Source organism: Catellatospora methionotrophica (genome assembly GCF_011297335.1).
GTDB lineage: Bacteria > Actinomycetota > Actinomycetes > Mycobacteriales > Micromonosporaceae > Catellatospora > Catellatospora methionotrophica.
In genome coordinates, this window is the sequence record NZ_JAAOTJ010000001.1 from 734,624 (window position 1) to 747,077 (window position 12,454).

The window sequence follows — 12,454 nt, forward strand, 5'->3', positions numbered from 1 at the left end:
AGGCAGCCGCCCGTGACGTGAACGGCCGGTGAGGAAGGGGTGTCGCGATGGACCTCGGCGTCAAGGACCACGTCTACGTCGTCACCGGCGGCAGCCGGGGCCTGGGCCTGGCCGCTGCGCAGGCGCTGACCGCCGACGGTGCCAAGGTCGTCATCACGGGCCTGGGTGACGGTGTCGCGGAGGCTGCCCGAGGGCTCGGCGGTGCGGAGCACGCGGTAGGCGTCGTGGCGGACAACGCCGACCCGGCCACCGGGGACGCGCTGGTCGCCGCCGCGCTGACCACGTTCGGGCGCCTGGACGGTGCCATGATCAGCGTCGGCGGGCCGCCGGTCGGGACCGCCATGGACGTCGAGGACCAGGTGTGGCGTCAGGCGTTCGAGTCGACCTTCCTCGGGGCGCTGCGGATCGCCAAGGCGGTCGCCGGGACCTGCGGCACCGGTGGGTCGATCACGTTCGTGCTCTCCTCCTCGGTACGCGAGCCCATCCCCGGCCTGGCCGTCTCCAACGGCCTGCGGCCCGGATTGGCGATGCTGGCCAAGACGCTCACCGATGAGCTGGGTCCGAAAGGGATCAGAGTCAACGGGCTCATGCCGGCCTACATCGCCACCGACCGCCAGAAGGAGCTGTCGGCGATCACCTGCGGCAAGCCCCCGGACAACGCGCTGGGCCGGTTCGGCGAGCCGGCGGAGTTCGGTCGCGCCGCCGCGTTCCTGCTCTCCCCGGCCGCCGGTTACCTCACCGGCGTGATGCTGCCCGTCGACGGCGGAGCCCTGCGCATGCTCTGACGCGACGCGGGGCGTGGCAGCGCCGTAATCTGCGGCCACGCCCCGCGGTCGATCAGTTCGGCAGCGGGCCGGTCTCCGGCGGTGTGGTCGGTGAGTCCAGCCACGTGTCGATCAGCGCGGTGAAGTCGTGGCCGGTCTTGCGGTTGACGTACGCGGTGAACGACGCCCGGCTCTGCTGCGTGTGCAGGTTGTCCTGGACCCAGCCGCGGGCCAGCGCGAAGAAGCGGTCGTCGCCCAGCGCCTGGTGCAGCTGGCGCAGCATCGCCGAGGCGCAGGTGTACATGCAGGTGTTGCCGAACTCGGCGGCGTTGGGCTTGCCCGGCGGGCCGTACTGCTTGCGGTAGGTGCCGTCGAGTTCCCGGTTCTGTGCGATGCGCTCGGCCGGGCTCATCTCGCCGGGGTAGACCTCCGCCTCGTAGAGGCGCTGGGCGTAGAGCGCCCAGCCCTCGTTGAGCCAGAAGTCGCGCCAGTCGGCAGGGGTGACGGCATCGCCGAACCAGTGGTGCGCCCACTCGTGCAGTAGCGTGCCGTCGAAGTTGCGGGGACCCATCTGCCCGAACCGGTCTCCCATGGTGACCATCTGCTGGGTCTCCATCGCCGACGGCGACTCGACCATGACCACGCCCGCCGCGTCGAACGGGTACGGGCCGAAGCGCTTCGCCAGCCATTCCAGCTGCTCGGCGGTCTTCTTCATCATCGGCAGGTACGACGCCTGATCGGCGTGGTACCAGTACGTGATGGGCAGGCCGTGCGGGCCGGTCGCGGTGGCCGTCCTGTACTTGCCGACCGCCAGGGTGGTCAGGTAGGACGCGACCGGCACCGTGCTGCGGTAGCGGAAGGTATCGCCCTGCTGGTCCTGCGGGGTGCCCGACGCGACCGCCGACCAGCCCTCGGGGACGGTGACCGCGATGTCGTACAGCGCCTCGTCCGAAGGTTGGTCGTTGGCGGGATACCAGGTGAACGCGCCGAACGGCTCCTGCATGGTCCACAGGCCGCCGGCGCTGTCGACGGTCAGGCCGAGCGGGTGCTCGTCGCCGCGGGTCGTGGTCGGCCACGGAGTGGTGCTCGGCTTGCCTTCGTAGCCGACGACGAGCGTGAAGGGGACGTCGGCCTTCACCGGCGACTGGACGACCAGCTTCTCCGCGGTGACCGCGCCGGTGGCGGGGCCGCCGTCGAGGCTGAGTCGGGTGATCTTGTATGGCTTGAAGTCGAGGCTGACCGACGCCGCGTCGCGGGTCGGCCGGACGCGCAGGGTCGCCGTGCCGGTGAGCACCCGCTTGGTGGGCGACCACGCCAGCTCCAGCCCGTAGTGCAGCACGTCGACGGCGTCGGTGCCGTGCTCCGGGTACTGGGAGTCGACGACCGGTGTGGACAGACCGGCGGCGTAGGCGGCGTACTCCCCCGGCAGGCCGGTGGCCGGCGCGGCCGACGGGGTGGCCTCGGGCGCCGGTGATCCGGTGGTGCAGCCGCCGAGCAGCGCCAGGAGCGTCACTGCGACGATGGTTGTGCGGGTATACAAGGTGGCGCTCCGTCGAGAAGTGAGGGATGAACTCTCGACCAGACGCAATGGCACACTCGATCGGTTGAGGTGGTGAAGTAAAGATCAGGTGAACACCGCAGCGCCGCTGCCGGGCGTTTCACACCCCGGTCAGCCGCCACAGATGGCCAGCGGCGGCGAGTTGCGGGTCTTGCGGTAGATGTCGTGTTTCTTGAGTTCGATCTTCTTCAGCGCGTCCACCGCGGTGCCGAGGACCTTTCCCAGCGCCTTCTTCGCCGGTTCGCTGGCGTCGACGCCGATGCCCGCCGACGCCGCGACGTTCAGGGTCGCGCTCTGACAGCGCACGATGGCCAGGTCGGACCCGAGGGTCAGGCCCACGGTCGCGGCGAGTTTGGCGTACGGTCCGGCCGACAGCGCGAGGATGCCGAAGCCGAGCTTCACCGTCAGCGCCGCGCCCCAGACGAAGCCGTTGATGCCGAGCGAGGTGCCGCGGATCGAGTTGGTGATGCTCTTGAGCGTGCCGAGGGTGGGCGGCTTGCCGCCGCCGATCGGCCCGTGGACGGACCATTCGCCCTCGGCGCTGAGGGTGGAGTTCTTGGCGCTGAAGGCGGTCGCGACGGACAGCTTGAAACCGACCTTGAGCGTCATCGGTACGCCGTAGATCAGCAACTGGCTGCTGACGAGCTGTGCGGGGACGTCCACGGTCCAGCGGCCGTTGCCGCGCAGCCCCTGCCCACTGCCGCTGTCGATCTTGATGCCGATCGACTGGATCCCGTCGAGGATCACCTGCGGGTCGCGGGCCACCTCGATCGCGTTGCTGCGAATGGTGAGGTCGGCGCGGAACTTCGGCCGGTCGTAGGTGACATGGAACTCACTGTTGATCTTCGTGCCCTTGTGGTCGAGGGTCGCCTGCAGGCCCAGCCGGTTGCCGTCGTGCACGACGCCGAACTTCCAGTCGCCTTCGGGCTCGACCTCCCCGGCCGGCTTGCGCACCCGCGCACCGGGTTGGCGTAGGCCGAATCCTGCCGTCACCGCCAGCGCGGTGTCGTCCACGGTACGGCCGAAGGCCGCCGGACTGGCCGGGGCCGGGGCCGAGGTGGCAGGACTCGGGTCGTCCTTGACCGAGATGTCGGTGTACTCGTAGCCGCCCGGAGCCGTACCCGCGTCGACGATGCTGGCCTGGCCGAACGACAGCTCCTCGTCGAACTGCAGGTGCCCGTCGCGGATCACGTCGGTCACGTCGACCGGCGCGATCGTCACCACGACGTCATCGCCCTCGGCAGCGGTTCGCACGACCCGGCCGACGGCCAGGGCACTGGCGAACAGCACCTTGCCCGGCTTGAGGTCGGCGACACCACCGGCGTCGCCGTCGAGCGTGATCGTCATCCGGGCCGGGTCGATGCCGCGGATCGCGGTCGGCCCGCCGTCGATGAGCACCACGTCGGGATCCAGAGTGATGGAGGAATCCGGCCGCGGCGCCTTGCCGTAACGGGCCTCGGCCTCCTCCATCGACAGCTCGTCGGGCCCGCAGCCGGTCAGGCCGACGGCGGCGACCAGGAGCAGCGCGGTGATCATCGCGGGCGTTCTCAAGACAGATCCTCTCCGGCCCCGGCGGCACCGAGGTCGATGCCGCCGGTCGTCTCGGCGAACTTGTCGGTGAACAGGTCGGCGACCTCGTCGACGCCCCGCACGGTCAGGCCCAACCGGGCCGGGGTGAACGAGTCCGGCACCGAGAACAGGACGCTGAGCTCCTGCGTCTGGCCGGGCTGGAAGTCGCCGATACCGCCGTCGGCCACGAGCTGGGTCAGGTAGCCGCCGGTGGCCAGCAGGAACACCATGCCCGCCGGGCGGAACACCAAGCCCAGCGCCCGCGCCCGCGCGGCCGGCGAGCAGGTGACGGTCATCCGCAGTTCGAGCTGGCGGGTGCCCGGAGCCGGGGCAGGCACCGAGGACAGCAGCCCCAGCCGGTAGGAGGTGACCTGCACGGTCCAGTCACCGGCGACGATCGGCGGCGCGGTGACCGGTCCGGTGGCCACGGCCGTCGGGTACGGCGGGACGGTCGACGCGTCGCCCAGGGGCAGGCTCGACGCCATGCTGTTGGACGGGCCGACCAGCAGCGCGGCGCTGTCCGGGGCGAGCCGGTCGACGGCGTCGAACCGCAGCGTCACCGGCGTGGTGCCGGTCGTGGCGACCGTCATGCCGCCGGTCACCGAACCCGGGTGGTAGCGGCCGCCGTCGACCAGCGCCACGTTGAACGTGAACTGCGGCGGCACGTACAGCGGACTGGTCGAGTCGGCGTTGTCGCTGGTCAGATAGCGGGCTTCGCCGTCGAGGGTCGCGGTGCGCGCGGTCGGGTCGTAGCGCAGCCGGCGCGGTGTGAAGGCGAAACCGGGCACGTTCACGGTGCCGGTCGTGACGGCGACGTCGAACCCGGACGGCACGGCGGCCGACGGCTGCGCGCCGAGCACGGGCACGGGCGTGGGCAGGTCCGGTCCCGGAGCGTCGGACGGTGCGCCCGCGCCGATGGTGAGGCCTGCGGTCGCGTACACGATCTTGTCGGGGTGGAACGTGGCGAAGCCCTTCGTGGACACGCTGGACAGCCGCAACCGGTAGTCGCCGGGGTAGGCGGCGGGGACCGGGAAGTCGGCCCAGTTGCCGCCGAACAGGGTCCAGCTGCGCGGGATCACCCCGGCACTGGTGTCCAGGGCCTGGATCGGCTCGCCGCCGCCGGGCGGCACGAGCAGCAGGTGCTCCTGCGGGAAGAACCCGTTGACCGGGTCGAACCGGTGCGCGAACAGGTCGAAGTCCAGCCGCAGCACCCGCCGCCCCGGTTCGGCCTGCTGATTGAGGGCCCCGATGGAACCGGCGAGCACCCGGGCCCGGGTCACGTGCACCGTGTACTTGCCGTTGCGCAGCCATACGTCCAGGGGCTGTGCCGTCGGCGTGAAGACCGCCGACGGTGCGCCGTCGAGGGCGACCGCGGCCTGTTCGCGCTGCTCGCCGCCGAAAACGACCCGGCCGCCGGTGGTCGGGTCGGCGGAGACCGCCTGCGCGGTGTAGGTGACCTCGGCGACCGCCCGCGGCGGGATGCGCGGCATGCCGGGCGAGGTCATCGGAACCGCACCGGTCGCCATACGCAGCGAGGCCAGCACGTTGGAGTCCGCCCAGGCGTCGCCGATGTTGCGGTACCGCACCGCCAGCAGGTATTCGGCGCGCTGCTGGTCGTAGACGGCGTCGCCGACGGTGGCCAGCAGCGAGCCGTACTGGAACGTCACCCCGACCTCGTGGCGGACCTGACCCGGGGCCAGTGCCTGCGCGGTCTCCGCCGCGGACGGTGTCTCGTTGCCGGGATCGCAGCCGGTCAGGGCCAATAGCAGGGCGAGCGTGACGATCCGGCGGTTCACGGGCCCTCCTCGGCTACCGCCGCCAGCAGGCAGGCGGGATCGTTGCTGATGCCGGCGGGAACGCTCGGCGCGGGACGCCCGGACGGCCTGCCGTTGGGCTGCAGCGCGGCCGCGCCCTCGTCCGGGCTCGCCGGGCGTTGCATGACCTGCGTCGTCGGCACGGCCGGGACGGGCACCGGCGTCATCGCCGGGCCGGGCACCTGACGTGCGCCCGGTGCGGCGAACGGATCGCGGGAGCCGTCCGCCGCGGGCCCCGGCCGTCCGGTCGGACACACCGGCGGCGAGCCGGGGTCCGCGCTGGCGGACGGTGCCGGGGCGGCGGCCGGGGGCGTGTCCGGGTCGCATCCGGCCAGCAGGGCGACCGCCAGCGTCAGGGGTGTCACCCAGCGGGCCAGGTGCGCGCCGGTGCCCTGCGGCCGTGGCATCGCTCAGCGCTCCCGCTCGGCGCAGGTCCAGGTGATGGTGCCGTTGATCGGCTTGAGGGCGTGGCTGTTGGGCAGCATCCCGGTGAACTTCCAGCTGCCGCTGCCGTCGGCGTTGACGGTCAGGGTGCTGGTCGCGCCCTCGAACCCGACCGAGTAGCCCTCCTGGTCGATGAACAGGCCCGGCTCGCTGCCCATGACGCCCGCGAGCGGCTTGTTCCCCTCGTAGGTGCCGGGCCCCTGGTATGGCGATACGTTGGCCTGCAGGTGGATGGTCTTGCCTTCGATCTTCGACTTCTCCCGGTACGGCAGCGTGAAGATGCCCTTGCCGTCCTTGGTGCCGCCCTTGCCGTACTTGGTGCACGAGTCGAGGGAGACCTCACCTTCGACGTATGCCGCCGCCTCGGTCGTGCCCTTCAAGGACACGCCACCGGACAGGTCGTAGGTGACCGTCGTGTACGCGCTCATGTACTTGCCCGCCCCCGCCCCCGCAGGTGGCTTCTCGGCGGCGTCCTCCGGGTCGCACGCCGTGGCGGACAGCAGCACCGCGGCCATCGCCAGCGACCACATCATCGGTCTCATGTGCACTCCTCATCAGCTCGGTCTCCAGCGCTGTGAATGCTAGGAACGCTCGGGTGGCGGCCACATCGGTGCTAGCACCTAACAGCGGCCGGGACCCTCCGTCAGCTGCGACGACGTGGTGCGGCACCGGCTGGCCGCCATCCGACAGAAACGGCGTGGGCGGCAACGGCCGGTCGGCTCCGCCACCAGCCGAACCGAAGATCATCCGCTGGTATGGTGTGCGCGCTGGCCTGGGTTTCCTATCATTCGGCAGTGATCACCATCGGCACGCGCGAACACCGGCAGCACCGGATGCGGGTATGGGCGGGGGCCGACGCCGGAGCGGCCCCGTGAACGCCGCCGCACTGCGGGTCGTCATCGCCGAGGACATGGTGCTGCTGCGTGACGGGCTGGTCCGGCTGCTCGGCTCGGCGGGCATGCGGGTGCTGGCGCAGGTCGACGACGCCCGCGCGCTCACCGCCGCGGTCGCCGCGTACCGCCCGGACCTGGTGATCGTCGACGTGCGCATGCCGCCCACGCACACCGACGAGGGCGCCCGCGCCGCGCTGTACCTGCACGAGACCTATCCCGACCTCGGCGTCATGGTCCTGTCCCAGGTCATCGAGCAGGCCCTGGCGACGCGGCTGCTCGACGACCCGCCGGCCCGGTTCGGATACCTGCTCAAGGACCGGGTCCTCGACGTCGACGACTTCCTCGCCGCCCTGCGCCGGGTCGCCGACGGCGGCACGGTCGTCGACGCCCACATCGTCGACCGGCTTCTCGGCGACACCGGCGACACCCGGCTCGACGTGCTCAGCACCCGCGAGCGGGAGGTCCTGTCCGGCCTGGCGCAGGGCATGAGCAACGCCGCGATCAGCCGGCGGCTGCTGGTCTCCGAACGCACCGTCGACGCCCACCTGCGGTCCATCTTCGCCAAACTCGACCTGCACCCCAGCGCCGACGACAACCGCCGCGTCCGCGCGACGCTGACCTGGCTCGCCGCGGCCTCCTGACCGGGCTTGCGGACCGGCCACGAGCCGCAGCCGGTCCGCGCGAAGGGATTCAGGCGGGCACGGCCTCCCACCGGAAGCCGTCGAGGTCGACGAAGCCCCCGGCGTCGTTGCCGACGGTGATGCGGTGCGAGCCCGACCCCTCGGGCGCCACACCGGAGTCCTTGGCGGCGAACTTACGGCTGTACAGCGCCATCTTGATGGTCGAGGTGCCGAACTCGACGTACTTGCTGCCGAAGCTCTTGGCGACCGGCAGGCCCCGGTCGACGTAGAACTGCTTGGTCGCCTTGACGTTGTCGACACCGAGCAGCAGCACCACATCGTTGACCTGCCGGGTGGCGGGCCCGGAGTTCTTCTTCTCCGCCGACGCGAGCTTCCAGATGGTGCCGAACGGATCCTGGACGGTGCCGCCGTAACCCCAGAAGCTCTTGGTCGCGGGCTTGAGCACGGTCGCTCCGGCGGCCAGGGCGGTGGCGAAGAAGCTGTCCACGTCGCAGGGCTGGGGCACCACCAGCGAGATCGCGTACCCACGGAATCCGGCCGACGGTTCGGCACCGGCCCGCACCCGGATGCGCTCGCCCAGCCCGAAGGCTGCGGTGTAGAACGACTCGGCCGCGGCCGGGTCGGTGACTTCGAGGGTGAGGTGGTCGATGACGGTCATGGAGTGCTCCTCAGCAGGCTGTCGTGGATCGCTGTGTCTGGTGACAGCTTCGCCGCGCAGATGCCACCCCCACATCCGTGGTGGCCACGGAACCCGCCACGGAGCACGGGCACGGAAGCACTAGATTGCCTCCATGACCGAGATCTCCGCGCCGCTGGACCTCGCGCCCCGGGACGTCACCATGGCGCTGGGCAACATCACGGTGCGTTACCGGGAGTACGGCAGCCCCGAGGCACCAGCCCTGGTGCTGCTGCACGGAGGCGCGAGCAGCTCCGCGACGTGGGACCGGCTGGCGTCGGCACTGGCCCCGCAGGGCTGGCGCACCATCGCCGTCGACCTGCGCGGGCACGGCGGCAGCACCCGTGCCGTGTCCTACCCGCTGGCCGCGTACTGCACCGACGTCGTCGGGCTGCTCGACACCCTGGCGCTGGAGCGGGCGGTGGTCGTCGGGCACTCGCTGGGCGCGTACGTCGCCTCGCTCGTCGCGTTCGAACGGCCCGGCCTGGTCAGCCATCTCATCCTGGAGGAGCCCCCGGTCCCGGGGCGGGACAGCGCCGACGACGACGGCCTGTACGCGCCCCGGTTCCTGCTGGAGAGCCTCAGCCTGCTGGTCTTCCGGCGCGGTTTCCACCGCCGCGCTGTCGTGTCCGCGCTACGGCAGTTGCGCCGCCCGCAGACGCAGTGGTGGGCGCGGCTCGCGACGATCCGGGCCAGAACGCTGGTGGTGTGGGGCGGCCCGGCGAGCCACCTGTCCCTGGAGCGGCTGGCGCTGGTCGCCGACGCGGTGCCGGGCGCGCGGCTGGTGACGATCGACGCGGGACACCTGGTCCACAGCAAACGCCCGGCGGAGTTCTACGACGCGGTCGCCACGTTCCTGGCGGAGTGAGCGACCGGGCCGCTCACGCCGGTGCGGGTTCGCCCGGGCCGTGCGGCAGTTCGGCGCGTACGACCGTGCCGCCGCCCGGCCGCTCCTGGACGGTCAGGACACCACCGGCGAGGCGCACCCGCGCTCGGATGCCCTGCAGGCCCGCGCCTTGCGGGTTCGCGCCGCCGCGGCCGTCGTCGCTCACCTCGATGCGCACGGCCAGCCGCTCGGCCGTGACGCGGGCGTCGATGCGACCGGCGTCGGCGTGTTTGACGGCGTTGGTCAGCGCCTCCGCGATGACGAAGAAGGCCACCGCCTCGGTCGCCGGTGCGAACCGCTGCGCGGTGACCTCGACCCGGACGGAGTGCGGCAGCTTCGACGCCAGGTCGTGCACGGCCGTGGCCAGGCCGTGGGTGCTCAGCAGGTCAGGTGCGCGGCCGGCGGCGATGCTGCGCAGGTCGTCCAGTGCGATCCGCAGATCCCGGACGGAGCCCTGCAGCAGCTCGCTGGTCGCGGTGTCGGCGACGGTCTGGCGTGCCAGCTGCAATTGGAGCGCGAGCGCCAGCAGGCGGCCCTGGACACCGTCGTGCAGGTCGCGTTCCAGGCGGACGCGCTCGGCCAGCGCCGCCCGCTCGGCCCGTGCCCGTTCATGGACGATCCGTTCGGCCTGGTCGCGTACGGTGGCGCCGAACACCGCCCGTTCGATCAGCACACGCAGTTCGTCGACCACACCGGCCGCGCCCGGCAGGCCTGCGGTGCTCGCGGAGCCGTGCAGGACGTAGGCGATGACCTGCCCCCCTGAGCCCGCCACCAGTTCCACGTGCCCGTGGTGGTGTTCCAGCGGCGCGGGTGCGGGCCGGTCGTCGACGTCGACCCAGCCCCGGCCATCGGGCAGGGCCAGCGTGAGAACCGCGGCAGGATCGTCGAAAGCGGCGCGGATCGTGTCCTGTGCCAGGTGTCCGGCGTTGCCCGACGGCGGCTCGTAGGGGGTGTCGGCCATCAGCTGCCGGAGATGTCGCGTGGTGAGCGCGGCGGCGAGCTGGCGGCGTGGATCGGTGTGCCGCAGCAGCCAGCGCTGTCCGCGTCTGCGCAGCGGATCGACGGCCACCGCGGCGGCCACGCCGACGACCATGGCGACTCCGGCGGACTCCCCCGCTGCCAGCACGGCCCCGAACCCGGCGGCGCCCACCGTCACCGTCGCGAGCCGTCCGGTCAGCACAGCGGCCGCTCGGCCGAGCAGACCGGCACGGCCGCGACCGGCTGGACCGCCGCCCCGCCGTGAAGAGCCGGGGTCCTCGGCCGTCACGGGGCCCGTCCGTCGTGAATCCGATTCGCGTTGATCACCACGGCCGAGTCTGCCACTGCCGTGGAGAACACGGAATGCTCCGCTGATCACGGAACGGTGACGTCGGCGACGGACCGGCAGCGCCCTCGGCGAGCCCATGCCAGACCGGGTCGTAGTCGTTGATCGCTTTCGTCACCGCTGGACTATGTGCAGGTACGCTTTGCGCGCTCGCGCCGCGACATGTATCCGGCACCCTCACCGGCACCCGCTCGATGCGGGGATCGCCTCGACGGCAGGAGAACTGGTGGAACGAGGCGAGGTCTGGTGGGCGTGGATCGATGAACGACGCCCGGTCGTCCTGCTCTCGGGAGGCGACGAGCCTGAACTGCGGGCGATGCAGATCGTGCGCCCTGCCACCGCCGAGGAGAAGCGCGGTTTCGTCGTGCTGTCGGGAGAGGAGGCGGCCGACTCGCGCCTGCTGCGACAGTTCGCCGACCCGGTGGACACCGGCATCAGAGGTGTCGGCATCGAGGTGGTGATCGGAGCCGCCGAAGGACTCTCATTCGCAGGGGTCATCCGGGTCGCGCTTGCCCGTGACGATCGCATCTTCTGCACCTGGCTGACGACCCTGACCGCAGAAAGCCTGCTTGAGCGGGCAGGTGCGCTGTCGGCCGCGAAACTCGGCCAGCTCGCCAACGCGCTGTGTCTGGCCCGCCTCGAGTGACGGCCGCCCGACTGGCGTGTCAAAGCCCGCTATGGTGACCTTGAGCAGGTAGAACTCTCCCATGGAATGCACGGTGCTGCGTAAGTCGTCGGCTGGATATCGCGGAAAACAGGGTGGGTACTTCTTCCAGGGCATCTCGGCCGAGTCATGCGGCTCGCAACGGCTCTGCCTGCACGTGGTGACGGTGCCCCCGCACACGCAGGGTGCGCCCCACGTGCATGCCGGACACGAGTCGGGCATCTACGTCGTCAGGGGAACCCACACCATCCGGTACGGGCACGCGCTGGAGTTCAGCCAGGTGCTGCGCGCGGGCGACATGGTCTACATCCCTGCGGACGTGCCGCACATGCCGGTGACGACCGAGGATGAGGTCGTCGCGATCGTGGCCCGCACCGATCCCCACGAGCAGGAATCGGTCCACCTGCTGGACCGCGAGCCGTCGGGTGTCGAACTCGTGCTGAGCGACCTCACCGGCGCCGTCCGCAGCTGACCACCATCGCCGTGCGGGCGTCGTTGGTCAGGCGGTGCCGCCATCGGTGTGGTGGCCCTGCGTGACGTATCCGGTCTGGCTGCCGCGGAAGCCGGGACGGACCTGGTGGGCAAGCGTCGGGTCGGATGCGGTGAAGCCGTAGGCGTGCGGGTCGTACAGGGCGGTCAGGTAGTGCAGGCGGGTGCCGGGGTCGCCGTCCTCGAACCGCCACGTCGTGGGATCCACGTACAGCACCGGGCCGGAGGTCGGGCATTTCGCCAGGTCGAGCATGGAGACCAGCTGCTCGACCGTCGGCTTGGACAGGTCGATGCCCAGGTCTTTCAGTTCGGCTGCGAGCGCTTCGCGCATGCCGCCGCCGAGCGTCGGCAGCGGTGCCTGGAAGCTGCTCAGGGCCGCGCGGACCATGGCCGCCGGTACGTGGATCAGGCCACCCGTCCAGTTCCGGGTGATCTTGTGCCGTCGCTGCTCACCGATGATGTGATCGAGCTATCCGGTGGTCGGCTTATCCGCGTGATTGGAACTGATCTCGTCCTCGAACTCGTCGGGAATCTCGATGTACGTCGCGATTCCGCGGCACACCATGGTGCGCTCGCGACCGAACGTCGTCTTGTGGCGGGTGTCGGCGAACTCACGCACTCCTGCGCCCACGGCGTCGTCGTAAGTCGTCACTTTGAGCGAGCCTTCCGCCCATTCGCCGTTGGCCAGGAAAATCGCCATAATTCCTCCGCGTAGGTCGTTCCGGAGTGCCG

The 12,454-nt window shown here is 71.1% G+C and carries 14 protein-coding genes; 5 read left to right on the top strand and 9 right to left on the bottom strand.

All coding sequences use genetic code 11. The annotated features are described in order from the left end of the window. Positions 1-47: 47 nt before the first annotated feature. The gene (locus HAV40_RS03300) at positions 48-785 is read left to right on the top strand and encodes an SDR family oxidoreductase (protein WP_166378817.1); all 738 of its coding nucleotides are present in this window, start codon (positions 48-50) and stop codon (positions 783-785) included. A 52-nt stretch (positions 786-837) separates the two neighbouring features. Here the strand turns inward: HAV40_RS03300 and HAV40_RS03305 are convergent, their stop codons facing one another. The 5 genes from HAV40_RS03305 to HAV40_RS03325 form a co-directional block, all read right to left on the bottom strand. Continuing rightward, positions 838-2,277, bottom strand: coding sequence for a M1 family metallopeptidase (locus tag HAV40_RS03305; protein WP_239086692.1), 1,440 nt, complete (start codon positions 2,275-2,277; stop codon positions 838-840). A 156-nt stretch (positions 2,278-2,433) separates the two neighbouring features. Further along, positions 2,434-3,873 carry a hypothetical protein gene (locus HAV40_RS03310; protein WP_166378821.1) on the bottom strand — a complete coding sequence of 480 codons (1,440 nt, stop codon included), beginning with the start codon at positions 3,871-3,873 and terminating at the stop codon, positions 2,434-2,436. Further along, positions 3,870-5,687 carry a hypothetical protein gene (locus tag HAV40_RS03315; RefSeq protein ID WP_166378823.1) on the bottom strand — a complete coding sequence of 606 codons (1,818 nt, stop codon included), beginning with the start codon at positions 5,685-5,687 and terminating at the stop codon, positions 3,870-3,872. Before HAV40_RS03315 ends, HAV40_RS03310 begins: the two co-directional genes overlap by 4 nt. Further along, positions 5,684-6,112: a hypothetical protein gene (locus tag HAV40_RS03320; RefSeq protein ID WP_166378825.1), complete on the bottom strand. Its 429-nt coding sequence runs from the start codon at positions 6,110-6,112 to the stop codon at positions 5,684-5,686. Before HAV40_RS03320 ends, HAV40_RS03315 begins: the two co-directional genes overlap by 4 nt. A 3-nt stretch (positions 6,113-6,115) precedes the next feature. Next, complete coding sequence (locus tag HAV40_RS03325; RefSeq protein ID WP_166378827.1) at positions 6,116-6,691, bottom strand: hypothetical protein; 576 nt, start codon at positions 6,689-6,691, stop codon at positions 6,116-6,118. 329 nt (positions 6,692-7,020) lie between these two features. Between HAV40_RS03325 and HAV40_RS03330 the strand changes: the two genes are divergently transcribed. After that, positions 7,021-7,683 carry a LuxR C-terminal-related transcriptional regulator gene (locus HAV40_RS03330; protein WP_275413496.1) on the top strand — a complete coding sequence of 221 codons (663 nt, stop codon included), beginning with the start codon at positions 7,021-7,023 and terminating at the stop codon, positions 7,681-7,683. Between the two features lie 49 nt (positions 7,684-7,732). On the opposite strand, the gene HAV40_RS03335 is transcribed toward HAV40_RS03330, so the two are convergent. Then, positions 7,733-8,341, bottom strand: coding sequence for a VOC family protein (locus HAV40_RS03335; RefSeq protein ID WP_166378831.1), 609 nt, complete (start codon positions 8,339-8,341; stop codon positions 7,733-7,735). Positions 8,342-8,474: 133 nt separating this feature from the next. On the opposite strand from HAV40_RS03335, the gene HAV40_RS03340 reads away from it, so the two are divergent. Continuing rightward, positions 8,475-9,227: an alpha/beta fold hydrolase gene (locus HAV40_RS03340; RefSeq protein WP_166378832.1), complete on the top strand. Its 753-nt coding sequence runs from the start codon at positions 8,475-8,477 to the stop codon at positions 9,225-9,227. Between the two features lie 13 nt (positions 9,228-9,240). On the opposite strand, the gene HAV40_RS03345 is transcribed toward HAV40_RS03340, so the two are convergent. Then, the gene (locus HAV40_RS03345; protein WP_166378834.1) at positions 9,241-10,425 is read right to left on the bottom strand and encodes a sensor histidine kinase; all 1,185 of its coding nucleotides are present in this window, start codon (positions 10,423-10,425) and stop codon (positions 9,241-9,243) included. Positions 10,426-10,795: 370 nt separating this feature from the next. Between HAV40_RS03345 and HAV40_RS03350 the strand changes: the two genes are divergently transcribed. Next, the gene (locus HAV40_RS03350) at positions 10,796-11,215 is read left to right on the top strand and encodes a hypothetical protein (RefSeq protein WP_166378836.1); all 420 of its coding nucleotides are present in this window, start codon (positions 10,796-10,798) and stop codon (positions 11,213-11,215) included. 61 nt (positions 11,216-11,276) lie between these two features. After that, positions 11,277-11,705 (top strand): cupin domain-containing protein, encoded by a 429-nt coding sequence (locus tag HAV40_RS03355; RefSeq protein ID WP_166378838.1) that lies wholly within the window; start codon positions 11,277-11,279, stop codon positions 11,703-11,705. Positions 11,706-11,732: 27 nt separating this feature from the next. On the opposite strand, the gene HAV40_RS03360 is transcribed toward HAV40_RS03355, so the two are convergent. Together HAV40_RS03360 and HAV40_RS03365 are read right to left on the bottom strand one after the other, a co-directional pair. Then, positions 11,733-12,110 (bottom strand): hypothetical protein, encoded by a 378-nt coding sequence (locus HAV40_RS03360; RefSeq protein WP_166378840.1) that lies wholly within the window; start codon positions 12,108-12,110, stop codon positions 11,733-11,735. A gap of 81 nt (positions 12,111-12,191) precedes the next feature. Continuing rightward, the gene (locus tag HAV40_RS03365) at positions 12,192-12,422 is read right to left on the bottom strand and encodes a hypothetical protein (RefSeq protein ID WP_166378842.1); all 231 of its coding nucleotides are present in this window, start codon (positions 12,420-12,422) and stop codon (positions 12,192-12,194) included. Between the last annotated feature and the right edge of the window lie 32 nt (positions 12,423-12,454).

Coding starts and splice junctions, on each gene's coding strand:
- HAV40_RS03300 (WP_166378817.1), top strand. CDS start 48: ATGGACCTCGGCGTCAAGGACCACGTCTACGTCGTCACCGGCGGCAGC.
- HAV40_RS03320 (WP_166378825.1), bottom strand. CDS start 6,112: ATGCCACGGCCGCAGGGCACCGGCGCGCACCTGGCCCGCTGGGTGACA.
- HAV40_RS03325 (WP_166378827.1), bottom strand. CDS start 6,691: ATGAGACCGATGATGTGGTCGCTGGCGATGGCCGCGGTGCTGCTGTCC.
- HAV40_RS03335 (WP_166378831.1), bottom strand. CDS start 8,341: ATGACCGTCATCGACCACCTCACCCTCGAAGTCACCGACCCGGCCGCG.
- HAV40_RS03340 (WP_166378832.1), top strand. CDS start 8,475: ATGACCGAGATCTCCGCGCCGCTGGACCTCGCGCCCCGGGACGTCACC.
- HAV40_RS03355 (WP_166378838.1), top strand. CDS start 11,277: ATGGAATGCACGGTGCTGCGTAAGTCGTCGGCTGGATATCGCGGAAAA.
- HAV40_RS03360 (WP_166378840.1), bottom strand. CDS start 12,110: ATGGTCCGCGCGGCCCTGAGCAGCTTCCAGGCACCGCTGCCGACGCTC.
- HAV40_RS03365 (WP_166378842.1), bottom strand. CDS start 12,422: ATGGCGATTTTCCTGGCCAACGGCGAATGGGCGGAAGGCTCGCTCAAA.